Origin of the sequence: Paenibacillus sp. FSL H7-0756 (assembly GCF_038006765.1) — a bacterium.
Classification (GTDB): domain Bacteria; phylum Bacillota; class Bacilli; order Paenibacillales; family Paenibacillaceae; genus Paenibacillus_AQ.
In genome coordinates, this window is record NZ_JBBOVT010000001.1 from 3,490,199 (window position 1) to 3,505,394 (window position 15,196).

The 15,196-nt window shown below is 52.8% G+C and carries 13 protein-coding genes and 1 riboswitch; of the genes, 12 read left to right on the top strand and 1 reads right to left on the bottom strand.

Annotated features, from left to right (window positions below; all coding sequences use genetic code 11):
• The first annotated feature begins 116 nt into the window (after window positions 1–116).
• Window positions 117–548 (top strand): peptidylprolyl isomerase, encoded by a 432-nt coding sequence (locus tag NST04_RS15220; protein WP_036727386.1) that lies wholly within the window; start codon window positions 117–119, stop codon window positions 546–548.
• Between the two features lie 301 nt (window positions 549–849).
• On the opposite strand, the gene NST04_RS15225 is transcribed toward NST04_RS15220, so the two are convergent.
• The gene (locus tag NST04_RS15225) at window positions 850–1,611 is read right to left on the bottom strand and encodes a YwaF family protein (protein WP_341184925.1); all 762 of its coding nucleotides are present in this window, start codon (window positions 1,609–1,611) and stop codon (window positions 850–852) included.
• Between the two features lie 281 nt (window positions 1,612–1,892).
• On the opposite strand from NST04_RS15225, the gene NST04_RS15230 reads away from it, so the two are divergent.
• The 11 genes from NST04_RS15230 to NST04_RS15280 all read left to right on the top strand — a co-directional run bounded on the left by NST04_RS15230 (window position 1,893) and on the right by NST04_RS15280 (window position 15,161).
• Window positions 1,893–5,438, top strand: a complete 3,546-nt coding sequence (locus tag NST04_RS15230) for a collagen binding domain-containing protein (RefSeq protein ID WP_341184926.1) — start codon at window positions 1,893–1,895, stop codon at window positions 5,436–5,438.
• Window positions 5,439–6,218: 780 nt separating this feature from the next.
• Window positions 6,219–6,620: a large conductance mechanosensitive channel protein MscL gene (gene mscL, locus NST04_RS15235; protein ID WP_341184927.1), complete on the top strand. Its 402-nt coding sequence runs from the start codon at window positions 6,219–6,221 to the stop codon at window positions 6,618–6,620.
• A gap of 117 nt (window positions 6,621–6,737) precedes the next feature.
• A riboswitch (FMN riboswitch) is annotated at window positions 6,738–6,911 on the top strand.
• A 223-nt stretch (window positions 6,912–7,134) separates the two neighbouring features.
• Window positions 7,135–8,241, top strand: coding sequence for a bifunctional diaminohydroxyphosphoribosylaminopyrimidine deaminase/5-amino-6-(5-phosphoribosylamino)uracil reductase RibD (ribD, locus tag NST04_RS15240; protein WP_341184928.1), 1,107 nt, complete (start codon window positions 7,135–7,137; stop codon window positions 8,239–8,241).
• Between the two features lie 26 nt (window positions 8,242–8,267).
• Window positions 8,268–8,936: a riboflavin synthase gene (ribE, locus tag NST04_RS15245; RefSeq protein ID WP_340939598.1), complete on the top strand. Its 669-nt coding sequence runs from the start codon at window positions 8,268–8,270 to the stop codon at window positions 8,934–8,936.
• A gap of 62 nt (window positions 8,937–8,998) precedes the next feature.
• On the top strand, window positions 8,999–10,252 hold the full coding sequence (locus tag NST04_RS15250; protein WP_341184929.1) for a bifunctional 3,4-dihydroxy-2-butanone-4-phosphate synthase/GTP cyclohydrolase II: 1,254 nt from the start codon (window positions 8,999–9,001) through the stop codon (window positions 10,250–10,252).
• Between the two features lie 42 nt (window positions 10,253–10,294).
• Window positions 10,295–10,762, top strand: coding sequence for a 6,7-dimethyl-8-ribityllumazine synthase (ribH, locus tag NST04_RS15255; RefSeq protein WP_341184930.1), 468 nt, complete (start codon window positions 10,295–10,297; stop codon window positions 10,760–10,762).
• Window positions 10,763–10,895: 133 nt separating this feature from the next.
• Complete coding sequence (locus tag NST04_RS15260) at window positions 10,896–11,687, top strand: segregation and condensation protein A (protein WP_036727376.1); 792 nt, start codon at window positions 10,896–10,898, stop codon at window positions 11,685–11,687.
• The gene (gene scpB, locus NST04_RS15265; protein WP_036698207.1) at window positions 11,656–12,252 is read left to right on the top strand and encodes an SMC-Scp complex subunit ScpB; all 597 of its coding nucleotides are present in this window, start codon (window positions 11,656–11,658) and stop codon (window positions 12,250–12,252) included. The genes NST04_RS15260 and scpB overlap by 32 nt, the downstream gene beginning before the upstream one ends.
• 176 nt (window positions 12,253–12,428) lie before the next feature.
• The gene (locus tag NST04_RS15270) at window positions 12,429–13,127 is read left to right on the top strand and encodes a DUF2953 domain-containing protein (protein WP_341184931.1); all 699 of its coding nucleotides are present in this window, start codon (window positions 12,429–12,431) and stop codon (window positions 13,125–13,127) included.
• 80 nt (window positions 13,128–13,207) lie between these two features.
• Window positions 13,208–13,702 carry a GerW family sporulation protein gene (gene ytfJ, locus NST04_RS15275; protein WP_076079149.1) on the top strand — a complete coding sequence of 165 codons (495 nt, stop codon included), beginning with the start codon at window positions 13,208–13,210 and terminating at the stop codon, window positions 13,700–13,702.
• 175 nt (window positions 13,703–13,877) lie between these two features.
• Window positions 13,878–15,161 carry a D-alanyl-D-alanine carboxypeptidase family protein gene (locus tag NST04_RS15280; RefSeq protein ID WP_341184932.1) on the top strand — a complete coding sequence of 428 codons (1,284 nt, stop codon included), beginning with the start codon at window positions 13,878–13,880 and terminating at the stop codon, window positions 15,159–15,161.
• The last annotated feature ends 35 nt before the right edge of the window (window positions 15,162–15,196 follow it).

Sequence of the window (15,196 nt, forward strand, 5' to 3'; positions counted from 1 at the left end):
GGTTGTGCTATAGCGGCAGGCGGGAAGACTTCCCGCTTGCTTTGCTTTGTGCCCCGTTTCATAGTAAACTAATAAACGTGTTCTACATTTGTCATTTCGAAAGGGGTCATTTACATATGGCTAAGCAAGCGAAAATTACACTCGAAAACGGCGGTGTTGTGCTGATCGACTTGTTCGATCAGGATGCGCCTAATACAGTAGCAAACTTTGAGAAGCTGGCTAAAGACGGCTTCTACAACGGATTGTTGTTCCACCGCGTGATTCCAGGCTTCGTAGCACAAGGCGGCTGCCCTAACGGTACAGGCACCGGCGGTCCTGGATACACCATCAACTGCGAGATCAACCCGAACAAGCACGAGCGCGGCTCCCTGGCTATGGCCCATGCCGGCAAGAACACAGGCGGAAGCCAGTTCTATATCGCTTATGCTCCACAGCCGCACCTGGACGGAGTACACACAGTATTCGGCAAAGTGGTTGAAGGCATGGATCTGGTTGACGCTTTCAAAGGCCGCGACAAGATGACGACCGTTGAAATTGTAGAAGCTTAATACAAGCACTCCATAGATGCTATAGGGGAGGATCTCCTCTTTATGGCATCGCCGAAGCACCCGGCTGGGTTATCCAGCCGGGTGCTTTTTGCCGTGCGGGGAATTGAACATAGCAGTTGGATTTCCTAGAAAGCTTCAAAACATCCGAAACAAAATACGTTTGTCTAACTAACATGCTCCTGAACTTGCAGAAAATCGGCTCGAGGCAGAAATGAGGGACACAAGTGCCCCTGAATCCGCAGAAAATCGGCGCGAGGCAGAAATGAAGGGCACTAATGCCCCTGAATCTCCCCCTCTGCATTTACCGGCCAAGTTTCCGGCTGGCTGCGGCGCGGCGGGCCATGTACAGCTCCGGCAGCTTGAAGAAGAGCAGGAACATCAGGAGGAAGATGACGAAGGCAAAGCCTTCTTCAACCAGCAGATAGTAGGGATAAGGGCCGAAATAGTCCAGTACCGAGAACGTGCTGGGCTTGTGCATCAGGAACATATAGTTGGAGTCCAGCAGTACATTGGCGGCGTATACACAAGCAGCGACAAGGTTCAGGCAGAGCATGGTGAAGAACAGCGAGCGCCAGGTGGGCTTATATCCTTCGACCCAGGTCATGTACAGAGACGCAAGTATGATCGACCCGTGGGCGATGAAGAAGAGCAGGAAGCGGAAATGAGGAAACGGATAGACCAGATTAGGCGTAAGCAGGGCGATGAATGCACCTCCGATTCCGGCAAAATACAGAAAGCTGTACAGCAGTCTGCTGCTCGTTAGCAGCATCACGATCGACAGGAGCAGGGTAATTCCGCATAGTTCCAGCGGCAGGGATGTACTGCGGCTCCAGCTGTGATGGGACAGATACCAGACATGCAGGCCGCCCTCGGAAGCAGCCAGCAGCAGGATCAGCAGCAGGCGTATACCTAACCGCAAGCCGGACCGGCTGCGCAGGGCGAAGCGGGAACCAAAGAGCGCCAAGCAGCATAAGGAAATAATAGCCAGGGCAACGAGATGGGAGACGGATAGCATGACGAAATCGCTGTCACGGGCACGGTCCCAGAATAAAGTTCGGTTCACTTGGAATCTCTCCTTGAGTCCGGAATTAAGAGTTGCATAATATTTTCTTTAATTTTAACCATTTCTGATTCTAAAGTTCTACTCTTAGGTGATATAAGTATATATCGTCTGTTGTGGGCAGAAAAGTCAGGTTTACTAGTTTATTTACATAAGATGGACTCTTAGCCCGTATACATAACGAAACTTCAGGTGGAGTGTGTCCTTACCGGTGCGTTCAGCAGCCATCTTTTTAGCAGGTATGTTTCAAATCATTCAATTGAAAGAACGGGGGCTTATGGGAAATGGTGAAAAAAAGAACAAGCCTGGCAGTGGTCCTGGTCATGTTGGTTGTGCAATTGGTCTCAGGGCTGGGCTTCACCAAACAGGCAACAGCGGCGGCTATTGAGCAGGACCGGGACATTATTACCAGTGTATCCATGGCGGTATATGGTCCGGATGGACAGACGGTGACAGGCAGTGTGTATGATGTGGATTCGACCGTTAAGCTGGACTATACCTGGTCGCTTCCTAACGGCCACGGCTATAGCCAGGGAGACAGCTTCACCTTCCAGCTTCCCGAGCAGTTCCAGCTCTTCAATGACATTCAGGGCGGACTGGAATCGGACGACGGGGCGGTAGGCACCTTCACAGTGAGCCAGGCTACGCATCAGGTAGTGATGACGTTCAACGATTATATCGAGAGTCATGCCAATGTGCAGGGAACCTTACGTATTAATACCCAATTTGACAAAAAAGTGATCAGCGGCAGCACCGTCCAGCAGATTCTGTTCCCGGTGAACGGGGGTGTCCAGACGGTTACGGTATCATTCAAGCCTACTGTAGGCTCGACAATTACCAAGAAGGGAATCTCCAGCGGCTTCAACGCGGATCATATTGATTGGACTGTTGATGTGAACAAAAGACTGGAGCCGGTAAGCGGCGCGGCTGTGACCGACCCGATTCCTGCCGGGCTGGCACTGGACAGTACGGTTACGCTTGCCGTCTATCAGCTGAATGTTCAGCTAGACGGCACAGTTACGCAAGGGCAGCTGATAGACAGCAGCAAATATACTGCCGGCGTCTCCGGCGGGACGCTGAAGCTTCAGTTCACAGACCCTGTGATAACAGGGGCATATCGTATCACTTATACCACGCAGGTAGTAAGCGACAACTTGTCCAGCTTCACCAACACGGCAACCTTCACAGGAGATGGACGTGACCCGGTAAGCGCTTCGGATACCGTGGACATTGAACGCGGAGGCAGCCTTAACAAAAAAGCCGTCCGTTATGACTGGGGCACCCAGACCATCAACTGGGCCATCGAATACAACTACAATAACCGGACGGTCTCCCCGGAGAACGCGGTGTTGACGGATGTGTTCAACAGCTCCCAGGTGCTCCTGGAGAACTCGGTGCGGATCTATCCGGTTACTCTGAATGCAGCCGGAGAAGCTACTAAGGGTACGGCTCTTAATGCAGGCAGTGATTACACAGTAACGCCAGTCAGCAGCGAATCCGGCAACGGATTCAGACTGGAGTTCAAGCATACAGTGAAATCGGCTTATCTGATCGAATATACGACCAAAGCTGCAGACCGCGTGTTCAAAGATACGAAGATCACGAACACTGTCTCTGACAGTACCTATAGCAGCAACGCTACTCAACTGATCCGGCCCATTATTATCTATAAGAATCTGTCCGGGGTGGATTACAACAAGCATACGACCGACTGGAAAATCACGTTCAATGGTGACAATTACCCAATGAACGAAGTGGTAGTTACAGACAGCTTCCCGCAGGGAGGACAGAAATACATCTCAGGTTCTCTGGTGGTCCGTACTCTATCCGGCACAGTGATCCCTTCATCGGCTTATACCCTGCTTGTGGATTCACCGGCTCAGCCTAATAAAGGCTTCCAGGTGAAGTTTAATGCACCGGTTACAGGTACTTATACCATTAGTTATCAGACGGAATTCAGCAATGACTGGCTTACCGGCAATACGAATGATTTCATCAACGTGGCCCGGATTGACTGGAAGGACAGCCAGAACAAGCCACAGTGGACCGAAGCCAGCGGGAAGTTCATTCCCAATTCCGAGGTGAAGAACAACGGGTTCAAATCGGGAGCCTATGATGCTTCTGCCAAAGAGCTGACCTGGACCGTAGGCGTTAATTACAACAGCAAATCCATTGCCGATCCTGTTGTGACGGATGTACTGGGTGACGGACAGTCCCTGGTGCCTGGCTCACTTAAGGTATACAAAATGAATATTGCCAAGAATGGGGACCATAGTCCTGGCGCTGAGGTGGACGGCAATGAGTTCAGCTATAGCGTGGGAAGCGGCAATGAGCTGAGGGTTGATTTTGGCAAAGCGATTAATTCGCCTTATTATATCGTGTTCAAGACCAGCCTGGCCGGACAGCTAATTGGAACTAAGGTAGCCAATACAGCGAATCTGCTGGATGGCACTAAGAAGGTCTCCAAGGATTTGAAGGCTACGGTAGATATCCCGCATGGGGACGAATATGTGTTCAAAGACGGTGCGCAGAATGGAGATAAGCTGAACTGGACCATTGCGATCAACCGTACCCAGTCCCATGTAAAAGATGCCGTAATCACCGATGTGCCAAGCACGAATCAGATCCTGCTGCCGGACAGCTTCCAGCTCTATCGTACGGTTACGTCCGTGAACGGCGAAGTGACGAAGAGCGGACCTGCACTTCAGAAGGATACGGATTACACCTTAACGATCAGCGCCGATGCACAGGGCAGGCAGTCCTTCGTCTTAAGCTTCCCTGGTGATATCCATTCCGCTTATGTGCTGGAATATCAGTCGCTGATCGTTGCGAACACTGGTGATAAGCTGGTCAACTCTGTAAGCTTCAGCGGTAATAACGTTAAGCTTATCACCAAGGAAACAACCAAGGAGATTATCGTGGGAGTATCCAGCGGTTCGGGAACAGGCAGCGGCGTCAGAGGGACGCTTAATGTCTTCAAGCTGGAAGCAGGTAATGTTGCCAAACCGCTTGCGGGAGCTACCTATGAGCTATACCGCCTGAACGGAAGCGACCGGGTGCTGGTGAATACCCGCACCACAGATGCAGCAGGCATCGCCGCGTTCAACAATCTGTGGCTGGGCAGCTATGTCCTGATTGAAACGGTTGCACCGCAAGGCTATGTGCTTGATTCCACGGAGCATCCGGTGACGATCGGCTCATCGGCCGTACTGAATCTTACCCTGTATAATAAGCTGGAGGAGCAGCCAACGCCGACAGTGACACCAACGCCGACAGTAACACCAACGCCGACAGTAACACCAACGCCGACAGTAACACCAACGCCGACTGTAACTCCGGTGCCAACCGAGACACCTGTAGAGACTACAGTTCCGACTACAGTGCCATCGCCAGCGCCTACAGATTCTACGGGGCCAGAGGCTACACCTGTTCCGACATCGCCTGGTGGAGGACCGGTATTTACTCCGGCACCAACACCAGCCGGCACATTCGAACCGGGAGTTATTATCGATGATTCGCAGATTCCTGCAGGACCAGGCTTGCCGGGAACGCCGCAGCCATCTGCACCGGTACCAACTGTGACTCCAGGACCGGCAGCGCCTGAAGTGGTGACGCCAATCGACGATAATATCCCGCTGGGCAATCCGGAAGTGGATATTGAAGACAATGCGGTTCCGCAGGGGACGGTCTCGGGTACGAATGACGGCAGCGGCAGACTGCCGCAGACCGGAGAGAACAGCCCGCTGCCGATCTACCTGACGGGTGCAGGCCTCATTCTGGGCGGCTTTATCCTCAGCCGGGTATTCCGCAGAACACGCAAGCAGGATTAGGCTGAATTAGAGCAGCAGGATAGGGTCACAGCAGGAGCTGTGCCAAAAGTAAATATTCCATAAGTGGCAACAAAACCTATATCTTCTTCGAAGCTGAATATGAAAAAAGGAGCGTTTCTCCCTTATTGGAGAAACGCTCCTTTGTGCTTCTGGTTATAAACTACATTTGCTCGTTTTGCTCACTTCTGATAAATTCAGGTGTACTTATGCACCTCATTCGCTCGTTTTGCTCAATTCGTGGGAATTCAGGGGTACTTATGCACTTCATTCGCTCGTTTTGCTCACTTCTGATGAATTCAGGTGTACTTTCGCACCTCATTCGCTCATGTGGGCTGCATTCCGTTAATTCAGAGTCAGTTCGACCATGCTAAAATTGAGCGTACTAAGATCGTTCTTTTGAGGTGAATGGATTTTGAGCTTTTTAGAATATTAGTTATTTCGCCTCCCGCTTAAACAGCGGAGCGGACGGAACGACCCGCGGAAAAGCGGCAGCGGTTGCCTGAAAGCTTTCCGCAGGAAAGCTCGCTTCGGAAGCATCAGCAGTCTCCAGATTTTCACCGCTCAGGGGAATAAAAAAATTCTTACGACCACAGCGAGTGGAACAACGGTCCGTTTGCGGAGCGTCCATCCAAGTGCATACGTTAATCCTACTCCGCATATAAAGCGGCTATATCGCAAACCATATACCGTTTATACATTTTTCAACTTGCAGGTTGCTATATGTATTACTATAAATGCTATAATAATTTCAAATTCAAAGTTTCGGAGGGATGGTTCGTCATGTGGAAGGAATTCAAAAGCTTCGCTATGAAAGGCAATGTACTAGATCTGGCGGTGGCCGTAATCATTGGAGCGGCATTCGGCAAAATTGTTACCTCGCTGGTGGGAGATATCATTATGCCGCTTATCGGTCTGATCAGCGGTGGTATTGATCTGAAGGAACTTAGCTTTGGCATAGGAGATGTTGCGGTGAAATATGGTATGTTCCTCCAGACCGTAGTCGACTTTTTCATTATTTCCTTCTCCATCTTCATGGTGGTGAAGCTGAGTACCCGGTTCAGACGTAAGGAGACCGTCAAGGTTGAGGTTGTGGAGACACCTGCTCCGGCACCGGATGTGGTCCTGCTGACGGAAATCCGTGATCTGCTGAGAGCGGACAAGCAGCGTGAGACAGGCATTTGACAGGTATGATAGGGAATTAGGTTACATAAATATAGTAAATTTCCGAAGCACACTTGCATTTCCGGCAGTGAAGTGATAATTTTGTTGTAGGCGTAACTTGGTATTGAACTGAATAGATCAATCCTTCAGGGCAGGGTGTGATTCCCTACCGGCGGTGATGCTGTTGGAACTGGCTTATAATTGCCGCTTCTGATGCTTAGTCCGCTACCCGCTTCGTATGATATTGCTACGGACGGTGGACCCGGTGTAATTCCGGGACCGACAGTATAGTCTGGATGGAAGAAGGAGAGATTCACGCGCCGTGCTTACAACAGGCGGCCGAGCAGCAGTGTTTTCGGATATTATGTGCGAACTTTCACAATGATGGAGGTCCGGCGTTTATTTACGCATATATTCTTTGCTGCGATCACCTCTCGTATATCCCGTCTTGAACTCCTCCTGGAGATTGAGACGGGTTTTTCTGTTTATGGTTTGGTACACATGAAGAATACAGCCTTGGGATAGGAGGCAAGACATGGATAAGATGAATGATGAGTTTTACATGTCCCTTGCGCTGGATATGGCGGAGCGGGCACAGGGACAGACCGGAATTAATCCTGTGGTCGGCTGCGTAGTCGTGAAGGACGGCGCTATGATTGGGATTGGAACGCATCTGCAGCGCGGGACCGGACACGCCGAGGTGCATGCGCTCAATATGGCAGCCGGTAAAGCGCAAGGCAGTACAGCCTACGTTACGCTGGAGCCTTGCAGTCATTACGGCATTACGCCTCCATGCAGCCAGCGTCTGATCGACGAAGGGGTGGCCAGAGTAGTTGTCGCCTGTGAGGACCCCAATCCTCAGGTGGCAGGCCGGGGGATTGCGATGCTGCGCGAGCAGGGAATTGATGTTGAAGTAGGTCTGCTGCGGGGCCGGGCGCTGCGGCTGAACGAGAAGTTCATCAAGTATATTTTGACGAAGCAGCCGTTCGTAACTCTCAAGAGCGCCAGCACATTGGACGGCAAAATCGCCACCCGGACCGGAGACAGTAAGTGGATCTCGAATGCTGAGGCACGGGAGATTGTACATACCCTGCGTCATCGCCATCAGGGGATTATGGTCGGGGTGAATACGGTGATTGCCGATAACCCTTCGCTGACGACCAGACTGAATGTGCCCGGGCGGAATCCGCTGCGGATTATCATTGACTCCTCGCTGCGTCTTCCGCTGGAGAGCGCGGTGGTCAAGGATGGACTCGCGCCTACGGTGGTCGTAACGACAGAAGCAGCCGATCCTGACCGCAGAGCGGCGCTGCTGGCTGCAGGGGTACAGGTAATTGCTGCCGGGACTGGTCCCCGTGTGGATCTGAAGGCCGCTATGGCTGCGCTCGGTGAAATGGAGATTGGGTCTATTCTGCTGGAAGGCGGCGGGACGCTGAATGGAGCGATGCTTGCGGAAGGATTGGTTGACCGGGTGGTCCTCTTCTTCGCGCCCAAGATTGTCGGCGGCGGCGCGGAAGCAGCGGGGACCTTCGACTTCGGGGGTGTGGAGCTGATGCGTGATGCCATCCAGCTTGAAGGATTGGAAGTGGAAGTGCTCGGGGATAATGTGTGTATCAGCGGCACCCCGGTTCCTCAGCATTAACCGAACATTCAGGGAGGAGGGATGGTATGTTTACCGGTTTGATTGAAGAGGTAGGAGTTCTGCGCAGCGTTACCAGCGGCGGGGAAATGATGGTGCTGAACATCGGCGCCTCGCTCATCATGGGAGATCTCAAGATCGGCGACAGTGTGGCGGTCAATGGAGTCTGTCTCACGGCAACCTCGCTCGGGGACCATCATTTCACCGTTGACGTGATGCCCGAGACCTACCGCAACAGTACGCTCAAGGAGCTGCGCACCGGGTCCAAAATGAATCTGGAACGCGCCATGGCTGCCGGAGGACGCTTCGGAGGGCATATTGTCCAAGGACATGTGGATGGAACCGGTGAGATTCGCAGCGTCAGGCGCGATCAGAATGCAGTAGTGTTCGAGATTGCCCCGGACCGCAAATCTCTGTTCAAATTCATCATTCCCAAAGGCTCCATTACGATAGACGGCATCAGCCTTACGGTTGTGAAGACGGAAGCCGCAACCTTCACCGTATCGATTATCCCGCACACGCTGGGAGAGACGGTGCTGGCCCACAAGCGGGCGGGAGACCGGGTGAATATCGAATGTGATGTGCTCGGTAAATACGTGGACCATCTGCTCCATTACGGTTCGCGCGCGGGCAATGAAGAGGATGGAGGAAGCTCGAAGATCAGCCATGATTTTTTGGCGGCCAACGGGTTCGTATAATCTATAGATCAGGCATGCGGCAGGCCGTCAGGCAAGCGCATAGCCATTAGGAGGACAGTAGTATGAGCCAGCAAGCTGATAAAGACAGTGTTCTAGACCCGATTGAAGATGCGATTTATGACTTAATGCGCGGTAAGGTCGTTATCGTTGTAGATGATGAGGACCGCGAGAATGAGGGAGACTTCGTTGCTCTGGCGGAACGGGCTACTCCGGAAGTCATTAACTTCATGATTACCGAAGGACGCGGCCTGGTCTGCGTACCGATCACAGCGGAGCGTGCAGAGGAGCTGGACCTGCACCCGATGGTATCCCAGAATACCGATAACCATGGTACGGCGTTCACGGTATCCATTGACCACGCGGATACGACGACCGGCATCTCGGCCGGTGAACGCTCCCAGACGATAAAGGCCATGCTGGACCCCAAGGCCAAGCCGGCCGACTTCCGCAGACCGGGGCATATGTTCCCGCTGATCGCCAAGAAGGGCGGAGTCCTGCGGCGTTCCGGGCATACGGAGGCTGCTGTCGATCTGGCCCGCATGTGCGGGGCTTACCCGGCAGGCGTCATCTGTGAAGTGGTGAAGGTGGATGGTACTATGGCCCGCCTGCCTGATTTGATTGAAATCTCGAAGAAGCATGATCTTAAGCTGATCAGCATCAAGGACCTTATTCACTACCGTAATGAGAAGGAGCATCTGGTTACCCGTGAGGTAGCGGTGAATCTGCCGACGGATTTCGGTGATTTTCAGACCATCGCTTATACGAATGAGGTAGACGACAAGGAGCATGTTGCCCTGGTTAAAGGCGATATCTCCGGGGATGAGCCGGTGCTCGTGCGTGTGCATTCCGAGTGCCTGACCGGCGATGTGTTCCATTCGCACCGCTGCGACTGCGGTCCGCAGTTCGAAGCGGCGCTGCGCCAGATTGAAGAAGCCGGCCGGGGCGTTCTCCTCTATATGCGTCAGGAGGGCCGGGGCATTGGCTTGATTAACAAGCTGCGCGCCTATAAGCTGCAGGAAGAAGGGCTGGATACTGTGGATGCCAACCTGAAGCTGGGCTTCGCGGCGGATCTGCGGGATTATGGTATCGGGGCACAGATACTTAAGGATCTCGGCATCCGCCAGATCCGGCTGCTGACCAACAATCCGCGCAAGATCAAGGGGCTGGAAGGCTACGGACTTGAGGTGGTGGAGCGCGTAGCGATCCAGATGCCGGAGAATAAGGACAATACCAATTATCTTCATACCAAGCAGGCGAAGCTTGGGCATCTGCTGAATTTTGACAAGATCGAACAGAATGAGAATACCAAAATTTAATCATAGATTACCTATCCTATACACGAAGGGTTGATGAGTAGCATGCCGAATTATTTTGAAGGACATTTAGTATCTGAGGGCTTGAAATATGGGGTGGTTGTAGGACGTTTCAATGAGTTCATTACCAGCAAGCTGCTCTCCGGGGCACTTGATGCCTTCAAGCGCCATGGCGTTGCCGATGATGAAGTGGATGTGGCCTGGGTACCGGGCGTATTCGAAATTCCGCTGATCGCCCAGAGAATGGCCGAAAGCGGCAAATACGACGCCGTCATCACGCTGGGCACAGTCATTCGCGGATCTACAACGCACTATGATTATGTGTGTAACGAGGTGGCTAAGGGTGTAGCAGCGATTAATCTTAAGACCGGTGTTCCTACTATTTTCGGTGTGGTTACAACGGAGAATATTGAACAGGCCATTGAGCGTTCCGGGACTAAAGCCGGCAATAAAGGCTGGGATGCAGCGACTGCCGCGATTGAGATGGCTAACCTGAATAAGCTGTTCAAATAAACCACCTCTTGACGAAAGAGCGTAAATCGTGCTTATTTATAGGTATGAGAAGAAAGCATGAATATAGATCTTTCTACTTGTGTAGCGTCCTTGCGGCGCTGCACTTTACTTTTTTTGGGCTGGAGGAAACCGCGTGACTGTATTGTACAAGCTGGAGACGTTCGAAGGTCCGCTCGATCTGCTCTTGCATCTGATTGACAAGGCGGAAATCGACATCCAGGACATTCCGGTCAGCGAGATCACCGAGCAGTATATGGAATTCCTACAGGGAATGAAGGAGCTGGAGCTGGATATCACGAGTGAATTTCTGGTGATGGCTGCCACTCTCCTGTCGATTAAGAGCAAAATGCTGCTGCCGAAGCCGCCCGTCATTGAAATCGAGGACTTCGATTATTATGAGGATGACGGCTATGATCCGCGCGCGGAGCTGGTGCAGCGACTGATTGAATACCGTAAGTTCAAGAGCATCGCGGTGCAGCTGCTGGATATGGAGAGCGAGCGCAGCCTGATTTTTACGAAGGAGCCGGAGGATCTTGGCCCCTTCGTCCCTGCGCAGACGGACAATACACTGAAGGGTCTGCATACCGCCGATCTGATCGCTGCGTTCCGCAAGGCGCTAAGCAAGGCTGCCCGGCGTACCTCATACCAGCGGATTACCAGGGATGAGATCTCGGTCAAAGACCGGATTCGTGATGTATCCGAAGCGCTCCAGCGCAAAGGGATCGGCGGCAGAATGCGGTTCTCGTCCCTGCTGCATGAGGAGATGGACCGGCATGAGATTGTCACCACCTTCCTGGCGATTCTGGAGCTGATGAAGATGAAGGCCATTTATTGCTACCAGGAGAAATTATTTGAGGATATTGTTATGGAGTGGAGAGGAGGAGAGGATGTCAGTGGACTACAACACGCTGAAATCGATTATTGAAGGCCTGCTGTTTCTCTCAGGGGATGAAGGCCTGTCGGTCCGGCAGATTGCCGAGATTACCGAGCAGCGGCCCGATCTGGCGACAAGAGCGCTGGATGATTTAAAAGAAGACTACCACTCGCAGAGCCGGGGTCTTCAGGTGGTCCAGATTGCCGGGAATTACCGGCTGGCGACACTCCCGGAGCATGCGCAGTATTTCGAGCGATTGGCTTATTCGCCCTCCAGATCCTCCCTGTCCCAGGCGGCGTTGGAGACACTCGCGATTGTGGCTTACCGCCAGCCGATCACGAGAGTGGAGATCGAGGAGATCCGGGGCGTCAAATCCGAGCGGGCCATCCACACGCTGGGCAACAAGGATCTGATCCACGAGGTGGGCCGGGCGGAGGCTGTCGGGCGTCCGATTCTGTATGGCACCACCAAGTCCTTCCTGGACAGCTTCGGGCTGGCCAGCCTGAAGGAGCTGCCGGAGCCGTCGAGCTTCGACACTTCGGAGGGACTGGAAGAGGAGACCCAACTGCTGTTCAGCAAGCTGGACAGCCAGATGACCTTCGATGAGGTCGAATAACCGCAGCGTATTGCCGCTGTTCATAGTGATGCCGCTGTCCCTGCCGGGGCAGCGGCATTTTTTTTGCAAATAATAGAGATGTTAGCGAAATCACCGAATGTTATCCAGCCGTAATTGCCATACTAATCCAGAGGCTCCATGTTTATTATTCTAAAGTCTGCTTGGAGGTTAACCGTGTGACGTTATGGCTGGCAATACCTTTAATCCTGCTGCTGCTCGTTGTTCTGCTGTTCCTGCTGGTTCTGGCGTCATCGATTCATTTTCACTTTCGTGTACGAAGACTGGGGAAGGATGACCGCATCGAATTCGACATCAAAGCTGTATATGGCCTCGTTAAAATTCATTATGAGGTGCCTGCACTGGTCTTCCAGAGCCTCGAACAGGGAATTAAGCTCAAGGTGGAGAAAAGCGGAATCGCACCGGTGAAGCTGGATAGCGAGAAGGAAGGGCAGGTCGATAAGGAATCTGTGACGCAATGGCTAAAGAATGTACGTACTGCGTTACATGCCACCCGCGGATTGAAAAAATGGCTGAAAGACACCCTGTCCCATATTCAGATCACCAAGCTGGACTGGTCCACGGACTTCTCTCTGGGGGAGGCTGCAACGACCGCCACGGCGGTAGGGGCCTTATGGGGACTGAAGTGGACGATGATCGGCGTGCTCTCCCGCATGGTCAGACTGGTGCATAAGCCGGGAATATTTGTGGCTCCTGTCTTCCGGGATCAGCCTTCTTTTGCAACGGAAGCCGTCTGCAGCGGCAAGCTGTCCGCCGGATATGCGCTCTATGCAGGGCTTCTGCTGCTGCGCCGAGTGTCGAAGGTGGAAGGCGGTCTGGGCCGGTGGAAGAAATTGCTCAGACGTGAACGCTCCTAAATAATCTACATACTCCAATCTATAGTGGGCAAGATAAATACTGCAGGTACATTTATATACACTCGAGGAGGAGACAAACAATGTCAGATCATCCGATTCAAGGTCTCATGCAGACCGCAATGGAGAATATTAAAGGCATGGTTGATGTAAATACAATTGTCGGAGATCCGGTTGAAACGCCCGATGGCACCGTCATTCTGCCAATTAGCAAGGTGACGTTCGGTTTCGCAGCAGGCGGCAGTGACTTCAGGGTGGAGGATGATGGTCCGGGCGTGAACAGCAGCGGGTCCGGTGTCAAAATGCTTCCCTTCGGGGGCGGCAGCGGGGGCGGTGTGTCTATTCGTCCGATTGCTTTTCTAGTCGTTGGCAGGGAAGGGGTACATATTGTGCCGCTGGATAATCAGACTCATCTGTTCGAGAAAATTATTGATGCCACGCCTAACCTGCTCGACAAAATTCAGAATATGTTCCAGCCCGGCATGGTTCCCGAAGCTTCGGACATTCCCGGCTCCAAGGTAACCAAAACCGTTGTAGAGACCGGGTCCGGCTCGTCTGACCATTCGTCAACACATTAGGGTACAGCGAACTCAAGAAAAGTATGGATGGTCAGGGATATCACCTTAGAAGGTGGTATCCCTTTTTTGCCGGATGATAGAGGATAGGACATACCTGCCCCATGCCCCGCATACACTTGTACAACCAGGCAAGACTGATGAACCGTTGCGTAAGGAACGGATAAGAAGCCGGAGGATGAACATGAAGACATTAACCCGAAAATCTATGCTGTCCTTACTGTTATGTGCGCTGCTGCTTGCGCTGGTGCCGGTGTCTGCCATCCGGGCGGAGAACCTTTCGATTTCCACGCACGCGAGGGCGGCTGCGCTAATTGATGTGACATCCGGAAGAATTCTGTACAGCAGCCGCGGGGATGAACCGATGCTGATTGCCAGTCTGACCAAAATTATGACCGCCCTTGTGGCGATAGAGAACGGCGATATTACGTCGAAGGTCAAGGTCGGCAAAAATGCTTTTGCCAAGGAGGGCTCCTCCCTGTACCTGAAGCTGGGCGAGGAAATGACGCTGAAGGATATGCTGTACGGACTGATGCTGCGCTCCGGCAATGATGCGGCAACGGCAATCGCCGAGCATGTCGGCGGTTCGGAGCAGGGGTTCGTCTACCTGATGAACGCCAAGGCGCAGGAGCTGAATTTGAAAAATACGCATTTTGCCAATCCGCACGGATTAGATGCAGAAGGCCACTTTTCCAGTGCAAATGATCTGGCCATATTGACTGCCTATGCAATGCATAATCCGGTGTTCAAGGAGATCGTAGCCACCAAAGAGAAGACAGCGGACAATCCCTATGAGAAGTGGGACTATAAATGGAGCAACAAGAATAAGATGCTGCGCCTCTACGAAGGAGCGGATGGGGTCAAGACGGGGTATACCAAAAAAGCGCTGCGCTGCCTGGTAAGCTCCGCTACAAGGGACGGGCAGCAGCTCGTGGCCGTTACGCTGAACGACGGAAATGACTGGAACGACCATGCCTCACTGCTGGACTTCGGCTTCAACCATTATCCTCTGAAGACGCTGGTCGAGCGGGGCGAGTCCGTCAAAGGCTACAGTCTGGTGACCGGCAAGGCCTTCGCCTATCCGCTGGGTCAGGGGGAGGAAGCAAGGCTCGTCAACAAGCTGGTGCTTAGTGCAGATCCGCAGACTTCTGCGAATGGCAATGCTGCGGGTACGGGGAGCGCAGGTGCTGGTTCCAGTGTAAGTGCGGGTGCGGGCAGGGCAGGTGTAAATGCCAGCGGGAGTGAGGGCGATGTTAACTTCGGGCTCAGAGGTGTGATTATTTTACGGCTGGGGGATCAGGAGATCGGGCGGGTTCCGGTGTACACGCCTGGTCAGCTCCCGCCGGAGACCTCGCCGTATGTGAAAAAATATAACGCTGCGAGTGCCTCCGCCTACCCGGCGGGCAACTGGCTGCAGGCCTTCGGCAGTGCGCTGCGGGCGCTGTTTCACACGGGGGAATAGCGAAAGCATTCGGTAAGATAGAGTATAAAAAATGA

Coding starts and splice junctions, on each gene's coding strand:
- NST04_RS15220 (WP_036727386.1), top strand. CDS start 117: ATGGCTAAGCAAGCGAAAATTACACTCGAAAACGGCGGTGTTGTGCTG.
- NST04_RS15230 (WP_341184926.1), top strand. CDS start 1,893: ATGGTGAAAAAAAGAACAAGCCTGGCAGTGGTCCTGGTCATGTTGGTT.
- mscL (WP_341184927.1), top strand. CDS start 6,219: ATGTGGAAGGAATTCAAAAGCTTCGCTATGAAAGGCAATGTACTAGAT.
- ribD (WP_341184928.1), top strand. CDS start 7,135: ATGGATAAGATGAATGATGAGTTTTACATGTCCCTTGCGCTGGATATG.
- ribE (WP_340939598.1), top strand. CDS start 8,268: ATGTTTACCGGTTTGATTGAAGAGGTAGGAGTTCTGCGCAGCGTTACC.
- NST04_RS15250 (WP_341184929.1), top strand. CDS start 8,999: ATGAGCCAGCAAGCTGATAAAGACAGTGTTCTAGACCCGATTGAAGAT.
- ribH (WP_341184930.1), top strand. CDS start 10,295: ATGCCGAATTATTTTGAAGGACATTTAGTATCTGAGGGCTTGAAATAT.
- ytfJ (WP_076079149.1), top strand. CDS start 13,208: ATGTCAGATCATCCGATTCAAGGTCTCATGCAGACCGCAATGGAGAAT.
- NST04_RS15280 (WP_341184932.1), top strand. CDS start 13,878: ATGAACATGAAGACATTAACCCGAAAATCTATGCTGTCCTTACTGTTA.